The sequence below is a fragment of the Mycobacterium sp. PSTR-4-N genome, assembly GCF_022348085.1.
Classification (GTDB): Bacteria; Actinomycetota; Actinomycetes; order Mycobacteriales; family Mycobacteriaceae; genus Mycobacterium.
Map to the genome: position 1 here is coordinate 244270 of NZ_JAKRFN010000002.1, position 23951 is coordinate 268220.

29 protein-coding genes and 4 tRNA genes are annotated in these 23951 nt (G+C 67.6%); 17 read left to right on the plus strand and 16 right to left on the minus strand.

What is annotated here, in order from left to right:
- Nucleotides 1-16 precede the first annotated feature (16 nt).
- On the plus strand, nt 17-370 hold the full coding sequence (locus MHN84_RS04465) for a UBP-type zinc finger domain-containing protein (protein ID WP_241203418.1): 354 nt from the start codon (nt 17-19) through the stop codon (nt 368-370).
- Nucleotides 371-402: 32 nt separating this feature from the next.
- Nucleotides 403-555, plus strand: a complete 153-nt coding sequence (locus MHN84_RS04470; RefSeq protein WP_241203419.1) for a hypothetical protein — start codon at nt 403-405, stop codon at nt 553-555.
- Between the two features lie 15 nt (nt 556-570).
- Here the strand turns inward: MHN84_RS04470 and MHN84_RS04475 are convergent, their stop codons facing one another.
- The gene (locus tag MHN84_RS04475) at nt 571-2130 is read right to left on the minus strand and encodes an NAD(P)/FAD-dependent oxidoreductase (protein WP_241203420.1); all 1560 of its coding nucleotides are present in this window, start codon (nt 2128-2130) and stop codon (nt 571-573) included.
- A gap of 54 nt (nt 2131-2184) precedes the next feature.
- On the minus strand, nt 2185-2790 hold the full coding sequence (locus MHN84_RS04480) for a TetR/AcrR family transcriptional regulator (protein WP_241203421.1): 606 nt from the start codon (nt 2788-2790) through the stop codon (nt 2185-2187).
- A 135-nt stretch (nt 2791-2925) separates the two neighbouring features.
- On the opposite strand from MHN84_RS04480, the gene MHN84_RS04485 reads away from it, so the two are divergent.
- Entirely contained in the window at nt 2926-3711 is a 786-nt protein-coding gene (locus MHN84_RS04485) for an MBL fold metallo-hydrolase (protein WP_241203422.1), read from the plus strand.
- Here the strand turns inward: MHN84_RS04485 and MHN84_RS04490 are convergent.
- The 5 genes from MHN84_RS04490 to MHN84_RS04510 all read right to left on the minus strand — a co-directional run bounded on the left by MHN84_RS04490 (nt 3684) and on the right by MHN84_RS04510 (nt 5138).
- Nucleotides 3684-4277, minus strand: a complete 594-nt coding sequence (locus MHN84_RS04490; protein ID WP_241203423.1) for a TetR/AcrR family transcriptional regulator — start codon at nt 4275-4277, stop codon at nt 3684-3686. The genes MHN84_RS04485 and MHN84_RS04490 overlap by 28 nt on opposite strands.
- A 1-nt stretch (nt 4278) precedes the next feature.
- The gene (locus MHN84_RS04495; RefSeq protein WP_241203424.1) at nt 4279-4842 is read right to left on the minus strand and encodes a chorismate mutase; all 564 of its coding nucleotides are present in this window, start codon (nt 4840-4842) and stop codon (nt 4279-4281) included.
- Nucleotides 4842-4918 (minus strand) — tRNA-Phe (locus MHN84_RS04500). The genes MHN84_RS04495 and MHN84_RS04500 overlap by 1 nt, the downstream gene beginning before the upstream one ends.
- Nucleotides 4919-4956: 38 nt before the next feature.
- Nucleotides 4957-5033, minus strand: a tRNA-Asp gene (locus MHN84_RS04505).
- A 32-nt stretch (nt 5034-5065) separates the two neighbouring features.
- Nucleotides 5066-5138, minus strand: a tRNA-Glu gene (locus MHN84_RS04510).
- 125 nt (nt 5139-5263) lie between these two features.
- On the opposite strand from MHN84_RS04510, the gene MHN84_RS04515 reads away from it, so the two are divergent.
- Nucleotides 5264-5339: transfer RNA gene (locus MHN84_RS04515), tRNA-Lys, on the plus strand.
- A 3-nt stretch (nt 5340-5342) separates the two neighbouring features.
- Here MHN84_RS04515 and MHN84_RS04520 read toward each other — a convergent pair.
- Nucleotides 5343-6254: a serine/threonine-protein kinase gene (locus MHN84_RS04520; protein ID WP_241203425.1), complete on the minus strand. Its 912-nt coding sequence runs from the start codon at nt 6252-6254 to the stop codon at nt 5343-5345.
- A gap of 74 nt (nt 6255-6328) precedes the next feature.
- On the opposite strand from MHN84_RS04520, the gene MHN84_RS04525 reads away from it, so the two are divergent.
- On the plus strand, nt 6329-6655 hold the full coding sequence (locus MHN84_RS04525; protein WP_241203426.1) for a hypothetical protein: 327 nt from the start codon (nt 6329-6331) through the stop codon (nt 6653-6655).
- Here the strand turns inward: MHN84_RS04525 and MHN84_RS04530 are convergent.
- The gene (locus tag MHN84_RS04530) at nt 6621-7271 is read right to left on the minus strand and encodes a L,D-transpeptidase family protein (RefSeq protein WP_241203427.1); all 651 of its coding nucleotides are present in this window, start codon (nt 7269-7271) and stop codon (nt 6621-6623) included. The two genes, MHN84_RS04525 and MHN84_RS04530, sit on opposite strands and share 35 nt — an antisense overlap.
- 20 nt (nt 7272-7291) lie before the next feature.
- Nucleotides 7292-8302 (minus strand): oxygenase MpaB family protein, encoded by a 1011-nt coding sequence (locus tag MHN84_RS04535; RefSeq protein ID WP_241203428.1) that lies wholly within the window; start codon nt 8300-8302, stop codon nt 7292-7294.
- A 58-nt stretch (nt 8303-8360) separates the two neighbouring features.
- Between MHN84_RS04535 and MHN84_RS04540 the strand changes: the two genes are divergently transcribed.
- From MHN84_RS04540 to phoU, 5 genes are all read left to right on the plus strand, one after another.
- On the plus strand, nt 8361-8942 hold the full coding sequence (locus MHN84_RS04540; protein ID WP_241203429.1) for a TetR/AcrR family transcriptional regulator: 582 nt from the start codon (nt 8361-8363) through the stop codon (nt 8940-8942).
- Nucleotides 8943-9048: 106 nt separating this feature from the next.
- A complete protein-coding gene (locus MHN84_RS04545; protein WP_241203430.1) occupies nt 9049-10056 on the plus strand; it encodes an acyl-ACP desaturase in 1008 nt (335 codons plus the stop codon).
- 29 nt (nt 10057-10085) lie between these two features.
- Nucleotides 10086-11219, plus strand: coding sequence for a tRNA dihydrouridine synthase DusB (dusB, locus tag MHN84_RS04550; RefSeq protein ID WP_255729921.1), 1134 nt, complete (start codon nt 10086-10088; stop codon nt 11217-11219).
- A gap of 237 nt (nt 11220-11456) precedes the next feature.
- Nucleotides 11457-13457 carry an LCP family protein gene (locus MHN84_RS04555; RefSeq protein ID WP_241203431.1) on the plus strand — a complete coding sequence of 667 codons (2001 nt, stop codon included), beginning with the start codon at nt 11457-11459 and terminating at the stop codon, nt 13455-13457.
- A gap of 72 nt (nt 13458-13529) precedes the next feature.
- Nucleotides 13530-14198, plus strand: coding sequence for a phosphate signaling complex protein PhoU (gene phoU, locus MHN84_RS04560; RefSeq protein ID WP_241203432.1), 669 nt, complete (start codon nt 13530-13532; stop codon nt 14196-14198).
- A gap of 70 nt (nt 14199-14268) precedes the next feature.
- Here phoU and pstB read toward each other — a convergent pair whose 3' ends face one another.
- From pstB to MHN84_RS04590, 6 genes are all read right to left on the minus strand, one after another.
- On the minus strand, nt 14269-15045 hold the full coding sequence (gene pstB / locus MHN84_RS04565) for a phosphate ABC transporter ATP-binding protein PstB (RefSeq protein ID WP_241203433.1): 777 nt from the start codon (nt 15043-15045) through the stop codon (nt 14269-14271).
- A gap of 9 nt (nt 15046-15054) precedes the next feature.
- Nucleotides 15055-15972 (minus strand): phosphate ABC transporter permease PstA, encoded by a 918-nt coding sequence (gene pstA / locus MHN84_RS04570; protein WP_241203434.1) that lies wholly within the window; start codon nt 15970-15972, stop codon nt 15055-15057.
- Complete coding sequence (pstC, locus tag MHN84_RS04575) at nt 15969-17045, minus strand: phosphate ABC transporter permease subunit PstC (protein ID WP_241203435.1); 1077 nt, start codon at nt 17043-17045, stop codon at nt 15969-15971. The genes pstA and pstC overlap by 4 nt, the downstream gene beginning before the upstream one ends.
- A gap of 56 nt (nt 17046-17101) precedes the next feature.
- On the minus strand, nt 17102-18235 hold the full coding sequence (gene pstS, locus MHN84_RS04580) for a phosphate ABC transporter substrate-binding protein PstS (protein ID WP_241203436.1): 1134 nt from the start codon (nt 18233-18235) through the stop codon (nt 17102-17104).
- Between the two features lie 128 nt (nt 18236-18363).
- Nucleotides 18364-19272 (minus strand): mycothiol synthase, encoded by a 909-nt coding sequence (gene mshD, locus MHN84_RS04585; protein WP_241203437.1) that lies wholly within the window; start codon nt 19270-19272, stop codon nt 18364-18366.
- On the minus strand, nt 19269-20099 hold the full coding sequence (locus MHN84_RS04590) for a response regulator transcription factor (protein ID WP_241203438.1): 831 nt from the start codon (nt 20097-20099) through the stop codon (nt 19269-19271). Before MHN84_RS04590 ends, mshD begins: the two co-directional genes overlap by 4 nt.
- A 169-nt stretch (nt 20100-20268) precedes the next feature.
- Between MHN84_RS04590 and lmeA the strand changes: the two genes are divergently transcribed.
- The 7 genes from lmeA to MHN84_RS04620 all read left to right on the plus strand — a co-directional run bounded on the left by lmeA (nt 20269) and on the right by MHN84_RS04620 (nt 23838).
- Nucleotides 20269-21081, plus strand: a complete 813-nt coding sequence (gene lmeA / locus MHN84_RS04595; protein WP_241203439.1) for a mannan chain length control protein LmeA — start codon at nt 20269-20271, stop codon at nt 21079-21081.
- The gene (locus MHN84_RS04600) at nt 21078-21500 is read left to right on the plus strand and encodes a thioredoxin family protein (protein ID WP_241203440.1); all 423 of its coding nucleotides are present in this window, start codon (nt 21078-21080) and stop codon (nt 21498-21500) included. The genes lmeA and MHN84_RS04600 overlap by 4 nt, the downstream gene beginning before the upstream one ends.
- 29 nt (nt 21501-21529) lie before the next feature.
- Nucleotides 21530-21619 carry an Ms5788A family Cys-rich leader peptide gene (locus tag MHN84_RS29960; protein WP_374238313.1) on the plus strand — a complete coding sequence of 30 codons (90 nt, stop codon included), beginning with the start codon at nt 21530-21532 and terminating at the stop codon, nt 21617-21619.
- Nucleotides 21620-21703: 84 nt separating this feature from the next.
- Complete coding sequence (locus tag MHN84_RS04605) at nt 21704-22177, plus strand: DUF4395 domain-containing protein (protein ID WP_241203441.1); 474 nt, start codon at nt 21704-21706, stop codon at nt 22175-22177.
- Between the two features lie 17 nt (nt 22178-22194).
- A complete protein-coding gene (locus tag MHN84_RS04610; protein WP_241203442.1) occupies nt 22195-23028 on the plus strand; it encodes a sulfurtransferase in 834 nt (277 codons plus the stop codon).
- Between the two features lies 1 nt (nt 23029).
- On the plus strand, nt 23030-23332 hold the full coding sequence (locus MHN84_RS04615; RefSeq protein ID WP_241203443.1) for a DUF1416 domain-containing protein: 303 nt from the start codon (nt 23030-23032) through the stop codon (nt 23330-23332).
- 185 nt (nt 23333-23517) lie between these two features.
- Nucleotides 23518-23838 (plus strand): DUF732 domain-containing protein, encoded by a 321-nt coding sequence (locus tag MHN84_RS04620; RefSeq protein ID WP_241203444.1) that lies wholly within the window; start codon nt 23518-23520, stop codon nt 23836-23838.
- The last annotated feature ends 113 nt before the right edge of the window (nt 23839-23951 follow it).

Consider the following 23951-nt stretch of genomic DNA (forward strand, 5'->3'; position numbering starts at 1 on the left):
CGTAGGCTCGTCGACTGTGAGCAGTGACATCGACCCCGCGGTGCCGCCCAGTGGTACCGGTTGCGTCGAGTGCGATGCCGCGGGCGGCTGGTGGGTGCATCTGCGCCGATGCGCTGCATGCGGCCACATCGGCTGCTGCGACGACTCGCCGCAGCGGCACGCATCCGCGCATTGGCGCTCGAGCGGCCATCCGATCATCCGGTCCTTCGAGCCGGGTGAAGACTGGTTCTGGGACTACGCCACCCAGTCCTATTACGACGGACCCGAGCTCGCTGCGCCGCAGAGCCGGCCCGTCGACGAGACCGTGCCCGGTCCGCGGGGACGAGTTCCCGCGGATTGGATGGCGCAGCTGCAGGCGCGTCGCGAGTGAATGGAATCGCCGTGCCGGGGTAGTCCTGGCTGGTGAGCACAGATCCCCGTACCACTGACACCGACGCCGGCGCCGAGAATGCCGACGACGACGTGATAAGCGATCCGTCCAAGGGTGCCCAGGAAGGCGCCGACTGGTCAGACGAGGGCGGCGCGACCTCGGCCGGGCCGGCTACTTCGGATTAGCGCCTGTCACCTGATTCATCCCGCCGACAGGACCTCCTGCGCGGCGTTGTAGCCCGGGATGAAGGTGATGCCCGGGCCGCCGTGGCAGCCGGCCCCGGCGAGATAGCACCCGTCGATCGGAAGCGGTTGGTCCACATGACCTTTGGGGCCCGGGCGGTTCGGCCCCATCTGATCGGGGTGGATCAGGCCGTGACAGTAGTCCCCGCCGGGTGCGCCGAACATCGTGCCCATGTGTTTCGGCGTGAACGTGGTGTGGCGCAGGACGAGCTGCTCGAAGTTCGGAACCAGCCGAGTGATCTTCTCGATCACGCGGCGCCCCATCTCGGTTTTGCGGTCGCCGTAGCCGGCCTGCTCCTCGGTGAGGGGAAACCACAGCGAGAAGGCCGACGCCGCGTGCTTGCCGGGCGGCGCCAGGCTGGGATCGTTGGCCGAGGGGATCTGTAGCGCGATCGCCGGATCGGCGGGCACGATGCCCCGTTTGGCGTCTTCCCACTGCGTCTGCAGTTCTTCCGGAGTACTGAAAATGCCGATGGCCGACTGGTATTCGGGGTTGTCGAGCACCTCGTAGGGGGCGGCGAACTCGAGCGGTCCATCGAGCGCGAAATGCATCTGCAGATAACTGCCGCGGTGGTCGATGCGGGCGTAACGCTCTTTGATGTCCGCGGGTACCGCCGCCGGATCCAACAGGCCGTTGACGGTGAGATCGGGAGCGAGGGTGGAGACGACGACCGGGGCGGTCAGGGTCGAGCCCTCCTCCAGGCGGACGCCACGGACGCGACCACCGGCGGTGAGTATCTCGGCGACTTTGCTGCGTAGGCGGAGCTCACCGCCCGCGTCGGCGAACATGGACAGTAGGTGGTCGGTGACAGCACCCATGCCCCCACGGAACTTCTTGATGAGCGTGGCATTCTCGTCGGGTACGGCCAGCCCGAACGCCAGAGCGGCGGCGCTGCCCGGTGTCTCGGGACCGCGAAAGGTGGTGTTGACGGCCAGGAATGCCAGCATGCCGCGTAGCGCGCCGTGCTTCTCCCGGTCGGGAAGGTGGCGGTCGAGGACGTCGCTGACCGATCCGAACAGAATGTCGCTGATCGCCTGACGCTCGAATTCGTTTGTCGCGCAGGCATACATCTCGTCGAGCGTCTTGGGCGGGCTGGCCGCATCGAAACGGCCGAGAGCCCGCGTGGGTGCCTGACACCACGCCATGAGACCGGCCATCCCGTTGACGGCCTCGGCGCCGTGCACCTCGTTGAGATGAGTCAGCAGTCTCATGGGGTCGGTGTAGTAGATCACCGGGTCGTCGCCGATGCCGCGGAGTTGCACGCTCATCACGTCGAGATCGACTGTCGGCAGATCGTCGAGCCCCAGCGCCGCACTGACCACGGCGGAGGTGGGCACCTGCACCGACCCGGCGATCTCGAACCGGAAGCCGTCGAAGAGTTCGACCGTCGAGGCCATGCCGCCGGCATAGCGCTTGGCCTCCAGGCACACCGTGCGTAGGCCGGCGCGTTGCAGCAGCGCGGCGACGGTCAGACCGTTGTGTCCCGCACCGACGACGATCGCGTCGTAGTCCGTCATCGCCCGAGGCTGACACGCACGCCCATGTTTTGTCAATATTGACGAAACTCTGGGTCAGCCCGGACTGCCGACTCCGGTCTGCAACAGCGCCAGCGCCTGGCGACACAACCTGTCCAGCTCGGGCAGGGAACGGTCCTCCCCCAGCATCCACACCTCCATGGCGCCGAACACCGCAGCGGCGATGCACCGCGCCGTCACCGTGATGCGCATGCGCTCCTCCGTGCCGGGCGCGGGCGGGTCCTTGGCGGCCATCCGCTCTTCGATCGCCTCGGCGAAGTCCGCCTCGACCTGCCGGATGTGCCGGACGATGCGGCCCGGGTCGAGGTCGTGGGCCCGCATGGCGGCGATCTGGGTGACCGCCGAATCGTCGTAGGGGGCTGCCGAGATCGCCGACTGCACCGACTCGATGATGGGTTCGTCCGGCGAGCGCGAGGACAGCGCCGCGCGGAACCAGTGCAGTCCCGCGTCGTAATCGGCGAACAGCAGATCGTGCTTGGACGAGAAGTGCCGGTAGAACGTGCGCAGCGAAACACCGGCATCGGCGGCGATCTGTTCAGCCGACGTCTCCTCCACGCCCTGGGCCAGGAAACGGACCGTCGCGGCCTGCCGGAGCGCCTCCCTGGTGCGCTCGCTACGCGCCGTCTGAGCAGGCCGGACCATGCCGGTAAGGTACCCCAGCCACCGGACCCGCCAGATGAACCCGAGCCGTTGCCATCGCCGGATGGCGTCGACACGCTAGTGTTGTGACGCACTGTGAAAAATTGACATCGGTGACGACGCGGGGGGCGACGGCTGGTGAAGGTCCACCATCTGAATTGCGGCACGATGCGGCCTTGGGGGGCAGGCACGGTGGTGTGCCATGTGCTGCTGGCCGAGGCGGACAGCGGCCTGGTGCTCGTCGACACCGGATTCGGCACGCTCGACTGCCGCCGACCGGCCCGGTTCGGCCGGTTCCGGCAGTACTTCTTCCGGCCGTCCTTCGATGAGGCCGAAGCAGCCGTGAACCAGGTCGAGGCGCTCGGCTTCCACCGCAGCGACGTGCGGCACATCATCACCACGCATTTCGACGCCGACCACATCGGCGGGCTGGCTGACTTCCCCGACGCCCAGGTCCACGTCACCACCGCCGAGCTGGATCACGCGGTGCGCTCACCCGCGCTGCCCGACCGAATCCGTTACCGCGCCGAGCAGTGGGCACACGGCCCTCACCTGGTGGAGTACGACATCACCGGCGAGGCGTGGCGGGGGTTCGCGGCCGCCCGAGAGCTCACCGGAATCGGCCCCGGCTTCGTGCTCATCTCGCTACCCGGTCACACCCGCGGGCACGCCTGCGTGGCCGTCGACGCCGGCGATCGCTGGATACTGCACGCCGGCGACGCCTTCTTCCAGGCGGGCACCCTCGAGGAGAACCCCCGGGTACCGGCGTTGACGGCGTTCGAGAAGGCTGTGGCAGAGGACCGGAAGCAGGTGGCGGACAACCACTCTCGACTCGTCGAACTGCACCGGCGCAACGAACCCGATCTGATGATCGTCTGCTCCCACGACCCGGCGCTCTATGAACAGGCCAGAGCGCCGCGCTGATCCCGGTGCCCCACCAGGGCGATCGACGCCTCCACCGCCTCGTCGGTGACGTCGCTGAGACGACCGCCCTCCTCGACGGTGATCGCGGTCAGCTCACGCAAACCGCCGAGCAGCATGATGATGCGCCGACGCGGTACGGGACCGATTCCGGCCGAACGGAATTCGGTGCTGTCGCTGAGCGCATCGACCATGTCGATGAAGTGATCGAGCGCCTCGCGCTGCAATCCACGAGCGGCACTACCCAACGCCGGCACGTCACGAATCCAGCTGAGCATCAACGCCGATCGTGCCTCGGCAGAGGCGATCCACGCCTCGATGGCTTGGCGCACTTGCTTCTGCCATGGCGCGGCCGGATCGACGGCCGCCCGGATCTGCTGGATCTGGTCGTCGTTGGCCTCTGACAGCAGAGCGACGAAGCACTCGTCGCGGCTGGTGAAGTGCTCGTAGAACGTGCGCCGCGAGGTGCGGGCCCGGCGCACGATCTCGGCGACGGTGGTCTTGGCGTAGCCCTGCTCGGCGATCGACGCTTCCAGGCCGTCCAGCAGCCGCTGGCGGAAGTCGCTCATGTCAGCGGCAGTAGTTGCGGGTGGCGAAGTCCAATGCCTGCCGGTACAGCGGGTCGAGGCCGCGCGCCGTCGCGACCGACGCCTTCGCCGCATCGAGTTCGGCGGGGCACTGCGGGGAGTGCAGCTTGGGCCACTCCTCGGCCATCAACGTCACCATCTCGCGGTTGAGCGCGTCGATGATCGCCCGCGACGACGCCAGATCCGGCGCGTCAGCAGGAGCGGTGGCCGGATCGAAGGTCCACTGCGCCAACCGCTGGTATTCGATGCCGACGGTGGCGTCGAGCTGATCGCGGAACGCGGTCTGCACGTAGGCGGGGTCGATCTGGAAGCCGCGGGCCTGATCGGCGACGTTGTCGAGCACATGCTGCTCGCGCGCGGGGTCGACGACGGCGGTGCGGGTGTGGAACTTGTTGGCCGCCACGGGTTCGGCGATCTCCAGGCGGCGCACCGCGGCATCGACGAGATCGGTCACCGTGTGGGTGGGTTGCGCCGAGGCGGCCGGCGCCGGGACAAGGGCCACCGCCAGACCGGCGACGGCCGCTGCGAGTGCACCACGGGTGTTCATGGTGGCCAGGGCCGGGATCGAACCGGCGACCTTCCGCTTTTCAGGCGGACGCTCGTACCAACTGAGCTACCTGGCCGGAAGGCCATCGACTCGCGTCGACGAACCTCGCCAATATGGCGACCCTGACGGGACTCGAACCCGCGACCTCCGCCGTGACAGGGCGGCGCGCTAACCAACTGCGCCACAGGGCCTTACTGTGCAACCCGACGAGTCGCGTTGCGCGTACCCCCAACGGGATTCGAACCCGTGCTACCGCCGTGAAAGGGCGGCGTCCTAGGCCACTAGACGATGGGGGCCAAGTCCGAATTCCTCCGGGGTACTCACAACCACGTTCGTTGGGAGCTTCGATAGCTTAGGGTACCGACACCCGAATCCTCAAACGGCCACCCCCGCAGTATCCTTTTGCAGGCACGCACGCCACGCCCCTATAGCTCAGTCGGTAGAGCTACGGACTTTTAATCCGCAGGTCCCAGGTTCGAGCCCTGGTGGGGGCACCACATTCACAACGCGACCATCAGAACGGCCGCCACCAGCACGGCGAGCATCGCCGCCGCCCCCGCGAGGACCGCCACGACCCGCTGCGGCGCCCGACTCAATCCCTGCGCCGCACCGTCCAGACAGGCCCGCATCTGCTCGGCCGTCGCAAAGCGCCACCGCGGGTCCGGCGACATCGCGCGCTCCACGGTGGCCACCAACGCCGCATCGAGATCCGGCCGCAACACCGCCAGCGGCGTGACCGCTCCCGCCGCGATCGCATCGGCCAGCCCTGTCAGGGTCTCCTGCGGGTAGGCCCGGCGGCCGGTGAGCGCCTCGTAGGCCACCACGCCGAGCGCGTAGAGGTCGTCGCTGGGCGTCGCGGGACGGCCGGCGGCGCGGTCGGCCGGCATGTAGGCCATGGTCCCGAAAACCCGGTTGGTCAGCGTCTGTGGCGTGTCGGCGCTCTTGGCCACCCCGAAGTCGGCGACCTTCACGGTGCCGAACCAGGTGAACAGAAGGTTGGCCGGTTTGATGTCCCGGTGCAGGATCCCGCGTGCGTGCGCGGCGCCGAGCGCGTCCAGCACGTCGCTCAGGATGCCCCGGACATGCTGCGCCGGCATGGGACCGCCGCGCGCCAGGGCGTCGGCCACACTGCGGCCCGGCAGTCGTTCCAGCACGATGTAGTGCCGGCCGCGGTGCACGCCGGTGTCGTGGACCGCGACGACGTGAGGGTGGTCCACGACGGCCGCAGCGCGAGCCTCGGTCGCGAATCGGCGGCGGGTGTCGGGCTCGTGACTGACCGACGGATAGAGGAGCTTGACCGCGACGGGGCGGCCCAGCTGCAGATCCCAGGCATCGCGCACCTCGGCCATCCCGCCACGGCCCAGAATGCCTCGCAGCTCGTAGCGACCGCCCAGGACCTCCGGCGCGTGCATGCGTTCAAGCTAGCCGCTGCGGCGCCGGCGCAAACCTGACGCGGCCGTGGCGAACCCTCGTAGGATCGGCGTCGATGTACATGTCACGACCACCGCGGCCCCTGTGGTGGCGGCGCCATCCGCTGCTGACGGCGTCCGCTGCCGCGGTGGCGCTCTGGTGGACGTGGCTGGGGTGGTACCCGGCGGTGATCCTGGTCACCGCGTCGGTGGCCGTCGTCGTGGTCCGGCGTCGCCGCAAGGCGACCGCCATCCGTAACGCCGGCCTGAGGGCCCGCGCCGACTACGAACACCAGCTCACCTTGGCCGGTGACCCACACGGCTTCTACGGCCGCTTCCCGCCCGCGAACTGGTACGGCCGTCCCTCAGTCACGCAGGGCCGGACAGGCCCACCCCGATGGTGATCTCCGGCTGCTGCGCGGGGTCCAGCCACTGCAGCACCGACTGCATCTGATCACGGCCGATCGCGACACACCCCCACGTGGGCTCACCATCGGTGACGTGCAGGAAGATGCCCGCTGAGCGGCCCGGCACCCGCTCCGGATTGTGGTCGATCAGCACTGCGTAGTCGTAGATCTCCCCGGAGTCGTAGAGGTTCTCGGCGTCCTCGGAATCGATCTCGGCGGCGTGCACATGGGTGTTGTACGTCGGGGAGTCCACATCCTCGTCCCACCAGTCCTCGTCGGTCGCCACGAAGTAGGGCATGCGGGTGCCGGGGTTCTCGCTGCGCCCGAACGCCTGCCCGAGCGGGAAGGTGCCTTCCGGGGTGCGGAACACGTCGTCGGCAGGGGCCCCCACTCCAAGGCCGCCCAGGTCCGCCCGGGTGGGGCCCAGCACCACGCGCCACGTCCCGTCGACGCGCTCGTAGGTTGTCAGCTCCCCGACGGGCGAATCCGATTCCGGCGCACTGACGACGATGCGTTGTGCAGGCGACTCGCTGCCGGTTTCGGCGGCAGCACCGCCGGCGGTGCCGGTCGCCAGGATCATCAACAGTGGCGCGACGGTCAGTTTGCCCAGCACAGAGTCGAACGTACGCGCCGTCAGACCGTCGGACAGTAGAAGTGTGGGTCGCCGCGATACTCGACCGGCGGCAGGTTGCGCGCCGGGGTCTCCACCAGCGGCGCGTCGGACGGCAGGCGGCCGTGTGCCCGGTCCCATGCCGAACGTTTGCGCGGATGCATCAGCATCCGCTTCGGCAGCAGGCGGGTGGTCAGGTAGACCGCACGGCCGAACAGTGCGTGTAACCGTGCCTGCCGCGGGGTCCACGAGTACCCCATCAACTCACGCACCGGCGGGTCGTAGAGGCCGACCGTCGCGAAGTTGAAGAAGCGCTGCATCGCGGCGATGTTGAGCCGCCACAGCCAGTCAGGCAGCCAGTCGAGAGAGGGATGCTTCGGCATCGTCGAGAGGTCCATGACTTCGCGCGCGGCCCAGTTGTTCTCCAGGACGTTGCGGCACATGTGGTCCCAGTACCGCTCGAAGTCCTCCCAGCTGGCGGGCACCGGCCGCATGCTCATGCCGTACATCCGGTACCACGTGACGTGCTCGTCGAAGAGCTGCCGTTTCTGCGCGTCGGTCAGCCCGCCGCCGACCCACTCGGCCGCCAGCAGCGTGGACTTGAAGAACGTGGCGTGCGCCCAGTAGAAGACGTCGGGGTTCAGTGCGCTGTACCGCCGGCCCTCGTCGTCGACGCCCTTGATGCCGATGTGATAGTCGCGGACCTCGGCTCCGGTGCGTGGGGCGCGGTCGCCGTCGAACACCACACCGCCGATGGGATACACCGACCGGAACAGCCGGGGCATGCGCTCGAGGAAGAAGATCGAATGCTGCGCCACGGCGGCACCGAGCTGCGGGTGCATGTTCTGCATCGAGCCTGCCCACGGGCCCTGCAGCATGCCGGTCCACTGTCCGAAGTACTTCCACGTCAGCGAGTCGGGGCCCAGCGCCGCGGGTACGTCGTCGTAGCCGCCGGTCACGGGACAGCCGGCGGTCACCGGTACGTCATCGGACGCGCTGGTCACCGGGCATGTGGCGGACGTATCTTGAGTCACTGTTCGCGCTACCCCGATTCTGACTACATGCGTTGTCAAAACGAAGCATAGGAGGACTGTGCCGTCCGGTCAACGACAGGGCAGATGGTCCGGCGTTCCCGTGCGGGAGCGCCCCGCCCTGCGCCGTGACGACCTGATCGCCGCCGGGATCGAGCTGCTCGGCAGCCCGGGCGGCCCGAGCCTGACCGTGCGGGCGGCGTGCCGCGCCGCGGGATTGACCGAGCGCTACTTCTACGAGAGCTTCGCCGATCGCGATGACTATGTCGCCGCGATCTACGACGAGGTCGGCAGTGCGGCGATGGCGACGCTGGCGAAGTCGGAGAGCATGCGGGACGCCGTCGAGCGGTTCGTCGCGATGATGGTCGACGATCCGGCGCGCGGCCGTGTGCTGCTGCTGGCGCCGGAAGCCGAGCCGGTGCTGGCCCGGTCGGGAGCGCGGTGGATGCCGAACTTCATCGAGCTGCTACAGCAGAACCTGACCCGCATCACCGACCCGACCACCCAGGCGATGGTTGCCACCGGCCTGATCGGGGCACTCACTGCACTGTTCACCGCGTACCTGGACGGTCGGCTCTCGGCGACTCGGGAGCAGTTCATCGACCACTGCGCGGAACTGCTGCTCCACGGCGCAACACGCTGAATCGCGGCATGGGACACGGGTGTGACCTCCCGCGCGGCGACTTGAATGTCACCGGCAGACACAGATATATTGACTGCAACTACGAGGTACAGATATCGGAGGTGTCATGGCCAAGGATCTCACTGATCTGCAGCTGCTGACCGAACTGGAGCCCGTCGTCGAGCCCCTGGTCAACCGGCACATGAAGATGAAGAAGGACTGGAACCCCCACGACTTCATCCCGTGGTCCGACGGCAAGAACTACTACGCCCTCGGCGGCCAGGACTGGGACATCGAACAGTCGAAGCTCTCCGAGGTCGCACGGACCGCGATGTTGACCAACCTGCTCACCGAGGACAACCTGCCGTCCTATCACCGCGAGATCGCGATGAATTTCAGCATGGACGGGCCGTGGGGCTTCTGGGTCAACCGGTGGACCGCCGAGGAGAACCGGCACGGCATCGCCCTGCGCGACTATCTCGTCGTCACCCGCAACGTCGACCCCGTCGAGCTGGAGATGCTGCGCGTCGAGCAGATGACGCGGGGCTTCTCCCCCGGCCAGAACCAGCAGGGCGGCCTCGAGCTGTTCGCGGAGAGCCTGTTCGACTCGGTCATCTACGTGACGTTCCAGGAGCTCGCCACCCGCGTCTCGCACCGCAACACCGGCAAGGCGTGCGACGACCCGATCGCCGATCAGCTGCTGCAGCGCGTCTCGGCGGATGAGAACCTGCACATGATCTTCTACCGCGACGTGTCCGAGGCCGGCTTCGAGATCGCCCCTGACCAGGCGATGAAGTCACTGCACAAGGTGCTGCGCAACTTCAAGATGCCCGGCTACACGATCCCCGACTTCCGTCGGCGCGCGGTCACGATCGCCTCCGGCGGTGTCTACGATCCGCGCATCCACCTCGAGGACATCGTGATGCCGGTGCTCAAGAAGTGGCGGATCTTCGAGCGCGAGGACTTCAACGGCGAGAGTGCCAAGATGCGCGACGACCTCGGCCTGCTGGTCGAGGAACTGCAGGAGGCCGTCGACAAGTTCGAGGTCGCCAAGCAGCGCCGCGAAGAACGCCTGCGTCAGATGGCGGAGAAGAAGGCCGCCAAGGCACAACTGGTGGGATCATCGACGTCGTAGCCCCCGGCAGCGAATCGACCCGATCTGGATTGCAGATCGGGTCGATCGCGTTGCGCAGCCCCGTCGTCCTGGCCCCGATGGCCGGGGTCACCAACGTGGCGTTCCGGACGCTGTGCCGCGAACTCGAACTCGCCCGCGCCGGCACCGTCAGCGGCCTCTACGTCTGCGAGATGGTGACGGCCCGTGCGCTGGTCGAGCGGCACCCGGTCACGATGCACATGACGACGTTCGCGCCGGAGGAGTCGCCGCGCTCCTTGCAGCTCTACACCGTCGATCCGGTCAACACGTACGCGGCGGCCAAGATGATCGTCGACGAGAACCTCGCCGACCACATCGACATGAACTTCGGCTGCCCGGTGCCCAAGGTCACGCGCCGCGGCGGCGGTGCGGCCCTGCCCTACAAGCGCCGCCTGTTCGGTCAGATCGTGGCCGCGGCGGTCAAGGCGACCGAGGGCACCGATGTTCCGGTCACCGTCAAGTTCCGCATCGGCATCGACGACGAGCACCACACCCACCTCGACGCCGGGCGGATCGCCGCGGAGGAGGGCGCCGCTGCGGTCGCGCTGCACGCGCGCACGGCTGCGCAGCGATACTCGGGGACCGCCGACTGGGAGCAGATCGCAGCACTCAAAGCCCATGTCACCGGGATTCCGATACTCGGAAACGGTGATATCTTCGACGCTCGTGACGCGCTGGCCATGATGGCCGCGACGGGCTGCGACGGCGTCGTGATCGGCCGGGGCTGCCTGGGGCGGCCGTGGCTGTTCGCCGAACTCTCCGCCGCCTTCAACGGCGAGACACCGGCCACCCCGCCCACCCTGGGCGAGGTCGCGTCCATCATTCGTCGACACGGTGAGCTGCTCGCCGCGCACTTCGGAGAGGACAAAGGCATGCGCGACATGCGCAAGCACGTGGCCTGGTACCTGCACGGATTCCCGGCGGGAGCAGACCTACGGCGATCATTGGCGCTGGTCAAGACGATCTCGGAGCTAGACGACCTGCTCGGCGAGCTCGAGCCCGACGTGCCGTTCCCGGCGGCCGCCAACGGCCCTCGCGGACGGCAGGGCTCCGCGGCGTCGGTGTCCCTGCCGGAGCACTGGCTCGACGATCCCGAGGACTGCGCGGTCCCCGTCGGCGCCGACGTGATGCATTCGGGCGGCTGACCGCCCGCTTGACACGCGTCTCGACTGGATATCGATCCTCGCCCGAGGACTTCGGTCGGCTGGCTCTCTCCCAGGATGTCTCAGTACGATGAGATGCCAGCGAATGGCAGATGTACCCGGCTCATCACGCCCAGCCGGGATCAGTGCTTATCGAGTCGGAGACGGCGTTCACCCGCGGTGCGCGTCAGCACCGCCGAGACGCCTGTGGAGCAATGGGAGCTGAAAGGCCGGTAGACGATGAGTGACGGTGATCACGCCACTCGCGGCCGCCCGGATCCCGACGAACCGAACCGCGACAACGAATGGCTTACCCGATCGCAGCGGCCGGCACCAGGCGCCGCGCCGTGGGAGCGGGGAACTGACCCCTCCGACGAGGACTCCGCCGCCTCCAACCGGGGTGACGGCGAACCCGCGCCGATCACCGTCGCCGACCTGATCGCGAAGATTCACGGCGAGGCCCCGATCCCCGCGCCCACCCGCCACCGTGCTGAACCAGAGGCCGAACCCGAGGTCGATCCCGAGGCCGGCACCGATCCAGAACCTGCGCGCGACCGCGAACCCGAGCCCTACCCCGCCGACGAGTTCGACACCACGATCCTGCCCGTCCTGGACTCCCCCACCTCGGAGTTACCGGATCTGACAGCCGCCGCGATGCGTGAGGAGCCGAAGCCGCAGCGCGCAGGGCACCGTCGCAGCGTCATCGCGGGACGAGTCGTGGCGGCGCTGGTCGCAGTCCTGGCCCTGGTGTTGACCGGCGGCGCCTGGCAGTGGCAGTCATCGAAGAACAACCTGCTCAACCGCGTCTCGGCACTCGACCCCGACTCCCGCGACATCGTCGACCCCAACGCTCAGTTCGGAGACGAGAACTTCCTGATCGTCGGCACGGACACCCGCATCGGCGACAACAGCGAGATGGGCGCGGGCACCACCGAGGATGCGGCCGGTGCCCGGTCCGACACGGTGATGCTGGTCAACATCCCGGCCAACCGCAAACGCGTCGTCGCAGTGTCCTTTCCCCGCGACCTGAAGATCGAGCCGATGAAGTGCGAGGTCTGGAACCCCGAGACCCGCCAGTACGGGCCGATCTACGACGACCAGACCGAGTCCTGGGGACCCGAAGAGGCCTACACCGAATACAAGCTGAACTCCGCATTCGCCGTCGGCGGCCCGAAATGCCTGGTCAAGGTCATCCAGAAGCTGTCCGGCCTGCACGTGAACCGATTCATGGCCGTCGACTTCGCCGGCTTCTCCAAGATGGTCGACGCGCTCGGCGGCGTCGAGGTGTGCAGCACGACGCCCATCGAGGACTACGAGCTCGGCACCGTGCTGGCCAAAGCCGGTCGTCAGATCGTCGACGGGCACACCGCGCTGAACTACGTGCGTGCACGGCAGGTGACCACCGAGACCAATGGCGACTACGGGCGCATCAAACGGCAGCAGCGGTTCCTGTCGTCGCTGCTGCGCTCACTGATCTCCAAGGACACGTTCTTCTCGCTGTCCAAGCTCAACAACGTCGTCAACATGTTCATCAACGACAGCTACGTCGACAACCTCGACACGAAGGACCTCGTCGACCTCGGTCAATCGGTGCAGGGCGTCAACGCGGGCAGGATCACCTTCGTCACCGTGCCGACGGTCGGTTACGCCGACGACTACGGCAACGAGATCCCCCGCACCGACGACATGCGCGCGTTGTTCGACGCGATCATCAACGACGACCCGCTGCCCGAAGAGCGCAACGCCGACAACACCCCGGTCCCGGGCACACCCGAGTCGCCGGCGAACGGTGCACCTGCGTCTCCGACGCCCAACGACGGCGAGGTCATCGAGGCCGTGGCGACCGACCCCGCGGACGTGACGGTGCAGGTGTCGAACTCCACGTCGGAAGCCGGCCTGGCCTCGACCGCCGCCGATGCACTGCGCACCCACGGTTTCAACATCACCGATCCCGACGACTACCCCGGTCCGCTGGACCACACCACGGTGTTCTTCTCCCCCGGCAACGAAAAGGCGGCCGCAACGGTGGCCTCGTCGTTCCCCGACCCGACCATCGAGCGGTCCAGCGGCCTCGGCGACGTCGTGCAGGTGGTGCTGGGTAAGGACTTCTCTGCGGTCGGCACGCCCATGCCGAGCGGCGCCACGGTCAAGGTGCACGTCCTGCGGGGTTCCAAGAACGCCGCCAGCGAGCTCCCCGAGGACCTGACCATCACCAACGCCGCCGACACGTCCTGCGAATAGCAAGCGCCATTCACCTGGCGTTCACCGGCCGGCTCGTGACGATCTGCGCAGGTAACCCGTAGGCTTTTGATCATGCGTACCGCGTACCACGAGCAGCTGGAAGCCCTGTCCACCCAGCTCGGCGAGATGTGCGGGCTGGCGGGCGTTGCCATGGAGCGCGCCACACAAGCCCTGCTGCAAGCCGATCTGGCGCTGGCCGAACAGGTGATCACCGACCACGAACAGATCGTCGCGATGAGCGTGCGCGCCGAAGAGAGCGCATTCGTGCTCCTGGCGCTGCAGGCCCCGGTGGCCGGGGACCTGCGCGCGATCGTCAGTTCGATCCAGATCGTCGCCGACGTCGACCGGATGGGCGCGCTGGCCCTGCACGTCGCCAAGATCGCCCGGCGTCGTCACCCCCAGCATGCGCTGCCCGAAGAGGTCAACGGTTACTTCGCCGAGATGGGCCGGGTGGCCGTCGAACTCGGCCACAGCGCTCAGGAGGTGCTGATCACCCGCGACCCGGAGAAAGCAGCACGCATCCGCGAAGAAGACGACGCGATGGACGACCTGCACCGGCACCTGTTCACCGTGCTGATGGACCGTGAGTGGCGCTACGGGGTCGCGGCGGCGGTCGACGTGACGCTGCTGGGCCGCTTCTACGAGCGCTTCGCCGATCACGCCGTGGAGATCGCGCGCCGGGTGATCTTCCAGGTGACCGGGCACGCCCCCGAAGAGGAGGAGCTACCGGCCCCGCGCTGACAGCTTCCGACAGCGAGCGAGCCCCCCGGAATTCTCTCCGGGGGGCTCGCTCTCTGTCGGGGTGATTCGGTCAGCCGAAGCGGCCCGAGATGTAGTCCTCGGTCGCCTTCTGCGTCGGGTTGGAGAAGATCTTCTCGGTGTCGTCGATCTCGATCAGCTTGCCCGGCTTGCCGGTCGCCTCGAGGTTGAAGAACGCCGTCTGATCGCTGACGCGGGCCGCCTGTTGCATGTTGTGGGTGACGATCACGATCGTGAAGTCCTGCTTCAGCTCGGCGATCAGATCCTCGATCGCCAGCGTCGAGATCGGGTCCAGGGCAGAGCACGGCTCGTCCATCAGCAGCACGTCCGGTTGCACGGCGATCGCCCGGGCGATGCAGAGCCGCTGCTGCTGGCCACCGGAGAGCCCGCCGCCGGGCTTGTCCAACCTGTCCTTCACCTCGGTCCACAGGTTCGCGCCCTTGAGCGACCGCTCGGCCACCTCGTCGAGCGTCTTCTTGTTGCGCACGCCCTGGAGCTTCAGGCCGGCAACCACGTTGTCGCGAATCGACATGGTGGGGAACGGATTCGGGCGCTGGAAGACCATACCGATGGTCTTGCGCACCCCGACCGGGTCGACACCGGCACCGTAGATGTCGTCACCGTCGAGCAGAACCGAACCTTCGACGCGGGCGCCGGGGATGACCTCGTGCATCCGGTTCAGGGTGCGCAGCACGGTGGACTTGCCGCAGCCCGACGGTCCGATGAACGCGGTGACGCTGCGCGGCGGCACCGACATCGACACGTCGGCGACGGCGTGGAAGCTGCCGTAGTAGATGTTGACGTCTTTGAGATCGAGTCGCTTGGCCACAGCAGTCTCCTAAACCTTCTTGGGCGCAAAGAATTTGGCGATGAAACGGGCACCGACGTTGAGCAGCGCGATGACGATGATCAGCGTCAGCGCGGCGCCCCACATGCGGTCGGTGGGCACCGGATTGGCCCCGGCCCCGGCGGAGGTCTGGTCGTACATCATGCCGGGCAGCGAACCCATGAACCCGCTGAACATGTCGAAGTTGATGGCCTGCGAGTACCCCACCAGGATCAGCAGCGGCGCCGTCTCGCCCATCACGCGGGCCAGCGACAGCAGGATGCCGGTGACGATGCCCGACAGCGCGGTCGGGATCACGATGGCCGCGATCGTCTTCCACTTCGGCACGCCCAGTGCGTAACTGGCTTCCCGCAGGTCCATCGGGACGATGCGGAGCATCTCCTCGGTGGACCGCACGATCACCGGGATCATCAGGAGTACCAGCGCCAGCGACACGGCGATGCCCGACCGTTCGAACCCCAGCGTCGCCACCCACAGTGCGTAGATGAACAGTGCCGCGACGATCGACGGCACACCGGTGAGGATGTCGACCATGAAGGTGGTGAGCTTGCCCAACCGTGTGCCGCCGCCGTACTCGACGAGGTAGATGCCGACGAAGACGCCGATCGGGATCGAGATGACCGCGCACACGGCGGCCTGCAGAAGGCTGCCGACGATCGCGTGATAGGCACCCCCACCGGCGACGAACGCGGTCATGCCCGCCTGGGAGTTCAGCCACCAGGTACTCGAGGTGATGACACCGATCCCCTTGGCCACCACCGTGTAGAGCACCCAGAGCAGCGGCACGAGCGCGATGATCACCGAGGTGGTCACCAGGACGGTCGCCACGTTGTTGGTGACCTTGCGGCGCGTGCTGACGCCCTGGAACGTCGGCGACTTGACGGGGCGGTCCAGTGTCGGCGAACTCATGATGCAGACCGGTCCTTTCCGGAGACCGCGGCGCGCGCCAGCGAGTTCACCACGAAGGTCAGGATGAACAGCACCAGACCGGCCGCGATGTAGGCGCCCGCCTTGTACTGGTCGTTGAATTCCGATGCGGCAGCGGCGATCTTGCTGGCGAAGGTGTAGCCGGCGTCGAACAGCGTCCAGCCGAACGCCGACTGGGTGCCGCGCAGGATGATCAGCAGCGCGATCGTCTCACCCAGCGCGCGGCCCAGGCCGAGCATCGCGCCGCTGATGTACCCCGACATCCCGAACGGCAGCACCGTCGTGCGGACCACCTCCCAGCGCGTCGCGCCGAGAGCGAGCGCCGCCTCGATCTGTCCGCGCGGGGTCTGCACGAACACCTCGCGCGTGACGGCGGTGATGATCGGAAGGATCATCACCGCCAGCACGATGCCGGCGGTGAAGATCGTGCCGCCACCGGCGACCGAAGCGTTGCCCGACGCGAACAGGAAGAACCAGCTCCCGAGGTTCTCGTTGAGCCACACCGCCACCGGCCTGATCACCGGCGCGAGCACGTAGAGGCCCCAGACGCCGTAGATGATCGACGGCACCGCGGCGAGCAGGTCCACCATGTAGGCCAGCGGGCCGACCACCCGCTTGGGTGCGTAGTTAGTCAGGTAGATGGCGATGCCGAGAGCGATCGGCATCGCCAGCACCAGCGCGAACACCGACACGAACACCGTGACCTGCAGCAGGTCCAGGATGCCGAACTGCATCGCCGAGGTGTCGGTGGTGATCCAGTTTCCTCCGTAGAGGAAGAAATTCTGTTCGTTGCGCGCCAGCGCGGGGATCGCCCGCCAGAGCAGGAAAATGCCGATCGCGGCGATGATCGCGACGATGAGCACGCCCGAGCCCTCGGCCAGCCCACGGAAGATCCGGTCGCCCAGGCGCACCACGCCGCGCCGCGAGGGGTCGGTGGACAGTGGCGTCGGCTCGGGGTGAGGTTCGGCCAAGGTCTCACCCGACCCCGAGCCTGTCGGATTGGGGATAGTCACAGAAGTCCCGTCAGAGCCCTTCTCGATACTGTTGAACGTCATCGGTGTGTGGCACCCATCCTCGCCTCGAACGTGCTACCGCGCCAGCGCGCGTCTGGCTACTTGATGGCCTCGATGGAGGTCAGCAGGCGCTCCTTGAACTTGTCGGGCAGCGGCACATAGCCGGCACTCGACAACCCGCCCTGACCGTCGTTGGCGGCCACGGTCAGGAACGACTTGACCGCTGCGGAGGTCTCGGGGTCGTACCCGGCCGAGCAGACGATCTCGTAGGTGGCCAACACCAACGGGTAGGCGCCGGCTTCCTTGGTCCCGTACAGCGAATTCAGGTCGAGGATCAGGTCGTTGCCATCGGCGGCGAACTTCGCGTCGTCGATCGCCTTGCCTGCGGTCTCGTCGGTCAGTTCGACCGCGCCGGCTCCCGTGTCGATCTGGGCCATCGGCAGCCCTGCCTGCTGGGCGAAGCCCTTCTCGACGTAGCCGATCGAACCGGGTGTGGCCTGCACGGCCTGGGTGACGCCGGCGGACTTCGAGGCGCCCTCGCCGGCGCCGCCGTTGAACTCGCTGCCGGCGTCCTTCGTCCAGGTCTCCGGCGCGGCGGCCTTGAGGTACTTCTGGAAGTTGTCGGTGGTGCCCGAGGAGTCGGAGCGGTAGATCGGGGTGATCGCCGTGTCCGGCAGGGTCGCTCCGCTGTTCAGCGCGGCGATCGCCGGGTCGTTCCACTTGGTGATCTGGCCCTGGAAGATCTTGGCGAGGGTGTCGCCGTTGAGCACGAGCTTGTCGACGCCCTCGAGGTTGTAGGCCATCGCGATGGGTCCGAACACCAGCGGGAGGTTCCAGGCCGGGTTGCCGCCGCACCGCTGCGCAGCGGCTGCCACCTGGTCACCCGAGAGCGCCGAGTCCGAGCCGGCGAAGTCGACGGTGTTGGCGATGAACTGCTCACGGCCCGCCCCGGATCCGGTCGGGTTGTAGGACAGGTTCTTGCCCTGGCACTTCTGGCCCCAGACCTGGTTGAACAGCGCGACGGCATTCTGCTGGGCGGTCGAGCCTTCGGCGGTCAGCGAGTTCTTGCCACCGCAGTCGGCCGGGGCGGAGCTGCTCCCCGACGCGGACGAGGAGTCCGAGCCTGCCGACGGCGTGTTGTTGTCGCTGCCGCATCCGGCGAGGGTGATCGCGGCGACCGCCGCGACCGAGACCGTCGTGCCGAACGTCTTGCCGATGCTCTTGCGCTTCACTGATCCCACTTTCGTCGTCCGCGTGTGTCGGTGGCCGGTACGGCTCCGAGCTCACCCGGCAAGCTATGCGCCGGTAGTTGACGTACTGCGGATGACGAGTGAACGGGAGGTGAACAGGTACAGCGATTTCACAGGTGGTAGCTGGTAGGGCGACTGTAGGCGGCATCGACGGTCGCGACCTCGAAACCCAATCGTCGGTAGGTCTTCACCGCAGCGGCGTTGTCCGATTCGACGTAGAGCATCACCTCGGCGTCCCGGCCCGCGGCAGTCAGCCGGTGTGCGAGGTGGTGTAAGCCGGTGAGGGTGAGCGCAGCGCCCAGACCGCGCCCCTGCGCGGACGGGTCGACCCCCACCACGTACACCTCGCCCAACGTGTCGGAATGTGTCTTGGTCCAGTGGAATCCGAGGAGATCCCCACTTGTGGTGTCGTGCGCGAGGAACAGTCCGGCCGGGTCGAACCACGATTCGTCGCGTCGCTCCGCGATGTCGGCGTCGGTCCAGCCGCCCTGTTCGGGGTGCCAGGCGAACGCGGCGTTGTTCACGCGCAACAGGTCTGCGTCGTCTGCCGGTCCCGAGTACGTGGTGATCCGCACCCCGGCCGGTGCCGGCGTCGGTGGCAGGTCGGCCAGGCTGCGCCGCATCTGCCACAGCTCGCGCACCACGGCGAGGTCGAGCGCCGCGGCGGTGGCTCGGGCAGGCGCGAGGTTGCCGTGCGCCCAGATGCGGGCGTCCGGACCGCCGGCGGGCAGGCCGGCGCCGATCATCGCCGAACCGATGCCGCGTCGCCGCGCCTCGGGGTGCACGACCAGTTCTGCCATCGCGGGAGCGCCGTCGCCGGCAGGCGCGAAATTGAGGTAGCCGAGCACGTCGTCGCCGTCCCGGGCGAGCAGATGCCGGGTGCGGTCGTGGGCGAGTTCGCGGAGTACCTGGTCCCCGACGGGTGCGATCCCGTCAGTGTGCGAGGCCGCGGAGATCAACTCGCGGATGAGGTGCTGTTCGTGGTCGGTCAGCCGCTCGCGCCAGTCGATCGCCGTCACGTTCTGCGCAGCGCGTCGGCGGGCGTCGCGGGGATGTCGGCGTGGTGCAGGGCATCGACGACGGAGCCGTCGGTGCCGCCCGCGATGTCGACGTCGTCGTCGTACGGGTCGTCGTCCATGTCCTCGGCCAGATCGGACTCCGCGGCGGCCGACCGTCCCCGCGCGGGCCGGACCGCTTTGTAACCGACGTTGCGTACGGTGCCGATCAGCGATTCGTATTCGGTGCCGAGCTTGGCCCGCAGCCGTCGCACGTGCACGTCGACCGTGCGGGTGCCGCCGAAGAAGTCGTACCCCCACACCTCCTGCAGCAGTTGCGCCCGGGTGAACACCCGGCCGGCGTGCTGGGCCAGGTATTTGAGCAGCTCGAATTCTTTGTAGGTCAGGTCGAGAGGGCGTCCACGCAGTCGCGCCGTGTACGTCCCCTCGTCGATCACCAGCTCCCCGAGGCTGATCTTGCCCACGTTCTCCTGGTTGGCCATTCCGCCGCGTCGGCCGACGAGAAGCCGCAGCCGCGCGTCGATCTCCGCCGGTCCGGTGCTGGGCAGCAGGATCTCGTCCAGCCCCCATTCCACGTTGACGGCCACCAGGCCGCCCTCGTTGACGACAGCGACCACAGGCACGGCCGTTCCGGTGGTACCGAGCAAGCGGCACAGGCCGCGCGCGGCGGCGAGGTCGGTGCGGGCGTCGACGATCGCCACATCCGCGGTTCCGGCTTCCAGCAAAGACGACACTTCGGTGGGCGCCGTCCGGACATTGTGCGCCAGCAGCGACAACGAGGGCAGGACGGATTCAGGATGCGGGTCAACAGTCAGTAGCAGTAGGTCCAACTGTCCCCTCCAGCGCCGTGGAGATCATCCGGGACCTCGCCGGTACGTCTTTGTCGCGCGGTGACTTCCCAGATTCATACCTGACATACGGCCGTTACCCGGCCGATGGCTTCCTAACGATAGCGTGCCACCTGCTCTTAAGCCGCGCCGAACGTGGGACGCCGGCGGTGTGGGCAACAATGTCGGCGTGCGCAGGTTCGTCATCGGTGCCATCGCGACGGTGGTCGTGGTTCTCCTCGGCGCGCTCGGAATCGACTTCGGATCAGCGATCTACGCCGAGTATCGCCTGGCCAGGAGCGTGCGGACGGCCGCGGATCTGCAGTGGGACCCGTCGGTGGCGATCCTCGGGTTCCCGTTCCTGACGCAGGCGGCCGATCACCACTACAACGAAGTCGAGATCAAGGCCAGTGGCGTTGATCACGCCGTGGTCGGCAAGGCCTCGCTGGAAGCGACCCTCCATTCGGTGGATCTCGGCGATTCCTGGCTGATCGCCCCCGACGCCACCCTGCCCATCGGCAAGCTGGAAAGCCGGATCATCATCGACTCCACCCACGTCGGACGCTTCATGGGCATCCCCGATCTGCTGGTGGAAGCGCCCACCCGGGAGACCAACGACTCGACCGGCGGCACCACGGAGTCCGGTATTTCCAGCAACAAGGGCGTCGTGTTCACCGGCACTCCGCGTCAGGCCGGGGTCGATCAGCGCGTCAGCATCGCGGTGGACCTGTCGGTGACAGGGCCCGACCAGACGACGCTGACGATGACGGCGACGGGCGTGCTGACCGGTCCGGGTACGGCCGATCAGGACGTCCCGGCGGACAAGCTGCCCGCCGTGCTGGCCGCTTTCTCCACGGAGATGCCGGGACAGAAGTTGCCGTTCGGAGTCGCGCCGACCAGCGAGGGCGCCCGCGGCTCGGACCTGATCATCGAGGGCATCACCGAGGGAGTAACGGTGCCCCTGAATGAGTTCAGGATGTCATGAGTGCTTCCTGGATCACCGTGATCGCGGTGCTGATCGCGGCATTCGGCGCCGCGTTCGTCATCGGCAGGCTGCTGACCTCACGTGCGGGTTCGGTGACCCCGTCCGCGGATTCGCCTGCCGTGGACACCAGCGAGCTGGGCCTGTCCGGTACCGGTCCGACGGTCCTGCATTTCGGGGCGGTGTGGTGCGGTCCGTGTGCCGGGGTCCGCCGCGTCGTCGATCAGGTGTGCGCCGACCTGCCGGCAGTGGCGCACGTGGAGATCGACATGGACGCCAATCCCGAAGCCGCGCGCCGTCTTTCCGTGCTGTCTCTGCCGACGACGTTCGTCTTCGACGCCGAAGGACGCCAGCGGTATCGGGCGTCCGGCGTTCCGACAGCCGCTGACCTGCGGTCCGCTCTGCTGCCGCTGTTGGCTTGATCACGTGGTCGTTCGGTAAGCTGTCAGCCGTGTCAGCCCGTGTCGAGCTCAGGCTCACCAAGCGCCGCGCAGTCGATCTGTGCCGCGTTGCGGGTTGTTGCTGTTGTTGTAGCTGCTAGGTAGCCGCGCCGGTCTCGGCGTCGCGCTCCCCGGCGGTCTCGTCGCGAGCCGCACCAGCCAGTCCAGACAACAGGAGCATTTTCATGTCGCACGTCTCGCAGATCACACAGCACCCGGCACCGACCGAGGTCGACGTTCGCGGTCCGCGATTCGTCGCGTGGATCACCACCGGCGTGCTGGTCGCGACTCTGCTCGTGTCGACGGTCAGCACTGCGCTGGCCGCCGGTGTCCTCGCCGCCCAGGCGGTCGTGTTCGCGCTCGGCGCCACGGTCGGTCCCCGTCGGCACCCGTACGGTCTCGTGTTCTCGGCGCTCGTCGCTCCGCGGCTGGGTCCCGTGACGGAGCGGGAGCCGGTGGCTCCGCTGAAGTTCGCCCAATTGGTCGGCCTGCTCTTCGCGGTCGCCGGTGTCGCAGCCTTCCTCGCCGGGTCGCCGACGCTCGGGCTGGTGGCCACCGGTCTGGCGCTTGCGGCCGCTTTCCTGAACGCAGCCTTCGGCATCTGCCTGGGCTGCCAGCTCTATCCGTTGTTCCTCCGCCTCAAACCCACTCACTCGTAGTCGAAAGGATTTCCTCCATGGCACGCTCCGACGTCCTGGTCACAGCAGACTGGGCCGAGAGCAATCTCGATGCGCCGAAGACCGTCTTCGTCGAGGTCGACGAAGACACCAGCGCATACGACACCGGGCACATCCCGGGCGCGATCCGGCTCGACTGGAAGACCGATCTGCAGGATCCGGTCAAGCGCGACTTCGTCGACCAGCAGCAGTTCTCGAAGCTGCTGTCGGAGCGCGGCATCGCCAACGACGACACGGTGGTGCTCTACGGCGGCAACAACAACTGGTTCGCCGCCTACGCCTACTGGTACTTCAAGCTGTACGGCCACGCCGACGTCAAACTGCTCGACGGTGGCCGCAAGAAGTGGGAGCTCGATGCGCGGCCCCTGTCCACGGATGCGGTGAAGCGGCCCGAGACCAGCTACACCGCCCAGGCACCCGACAACAGCATCCGCGCGTTCCGGGATGAGGTCATCGCGGCGATCGGGGAGAAGAACCTGGTCGACGTGCGCTCGCCCGACGAGTTCTCCGGCAAGATCCTGGCGCCGGCGCATCTGCCGCAGGAGCAGAGCCAGCGCGCCGGTCACATCCCGTCGGCCATCAACGTGCCGTGGAGCAAGGCCGCCAACGAGGACGGCACCTTCAAGTCCGACGAGGACCTGGCCAAGCTCTACGCCGACGCCGGGTTGGACGGTGAGAAGGAAACCATCGCCTACTGCCGCATCGGGGAGCGCTCGTCGCACACCTGGTTCGTGCTGCAGGAGCTGTTGGGACACAAGAACGTCAAGAACTACGACGGCAGTTGGACGGAATACGGCTCCCTGGTGGGCGCCCCGATCGAGTTGGGAAGTTGATATGTGCTCTGCACCGAAGCAAGGACTGACGTTGCCCGCGAGCGTCGACCTGGAGAAGGAAACGGTCATCACCGGCCGTGTCGTGGACGGCTCGGGTCAGGCGGTCGGCGGGGCGTTCGTGCGCCTGCTCGACAGCTCCGACGAGTTCACCGCCGAGGTCGTCGCGTCGGCCACCGGTGATTTCCGGTTCTTCGCTGCGCCGGGCACGTGGACGCTGCGCGCACTGTCGAAGGCCGGCAACGGCGACGCCACCGTGGCGCCTTCGGGAGCGGGCATCCACGAGGTCGACGTCAAGGTCGCGTAGGACGTCGCGTAGGACACAGCTCGCAGCGCAGGCGACGCCGAGGAGTCGCGCCATCACGTCCGGCGCGACTCCTCGCTCGATCGCTTTGATCTTGCTGTGAAATCGCTGCGCGTTGAGCTGCCGTCGGCGACGATAGGTGCACTGCCCGCGCGCCCGCGTGGGCCACACCTTTCGAGGACCCGACTATGAAGATCACCATCGCCTTTGCTGCGGCCGCTGCGTTCGCCACGGTCGGTGTCATCAGCGCGCCCGCTGCCCTCGCGGATCCCGAGGGCGATTTCCTCACGGTGATCGGCAAGGGTGGCATCACCTGGCCCTCGGACAAGACCCAGCAGGTGCTCGACACCGGCCGTGCGGTCTGCCAGGACTGGGAAAACGGGGCCACCTTCGAGCAGGAGGTCGCCGACCTGACCAGCGTCACCGACTGGTCGGACTACCAGGCCGGCTACTTCGTCGGCGCGGCCACCGGGGCCTTCTGCCCGGAGTGGGAGAGCAAGGTCAGCTGACTCCTGCGCCCCGATGGGCAGAAGCTAGACTCTCCTGCGTGGTGCTGTTCTACGAACTCCTGCTCGTCGCGGCCGTCGTGGTGATCACGTGGTTCGCGTTGTACGCGCTGTAC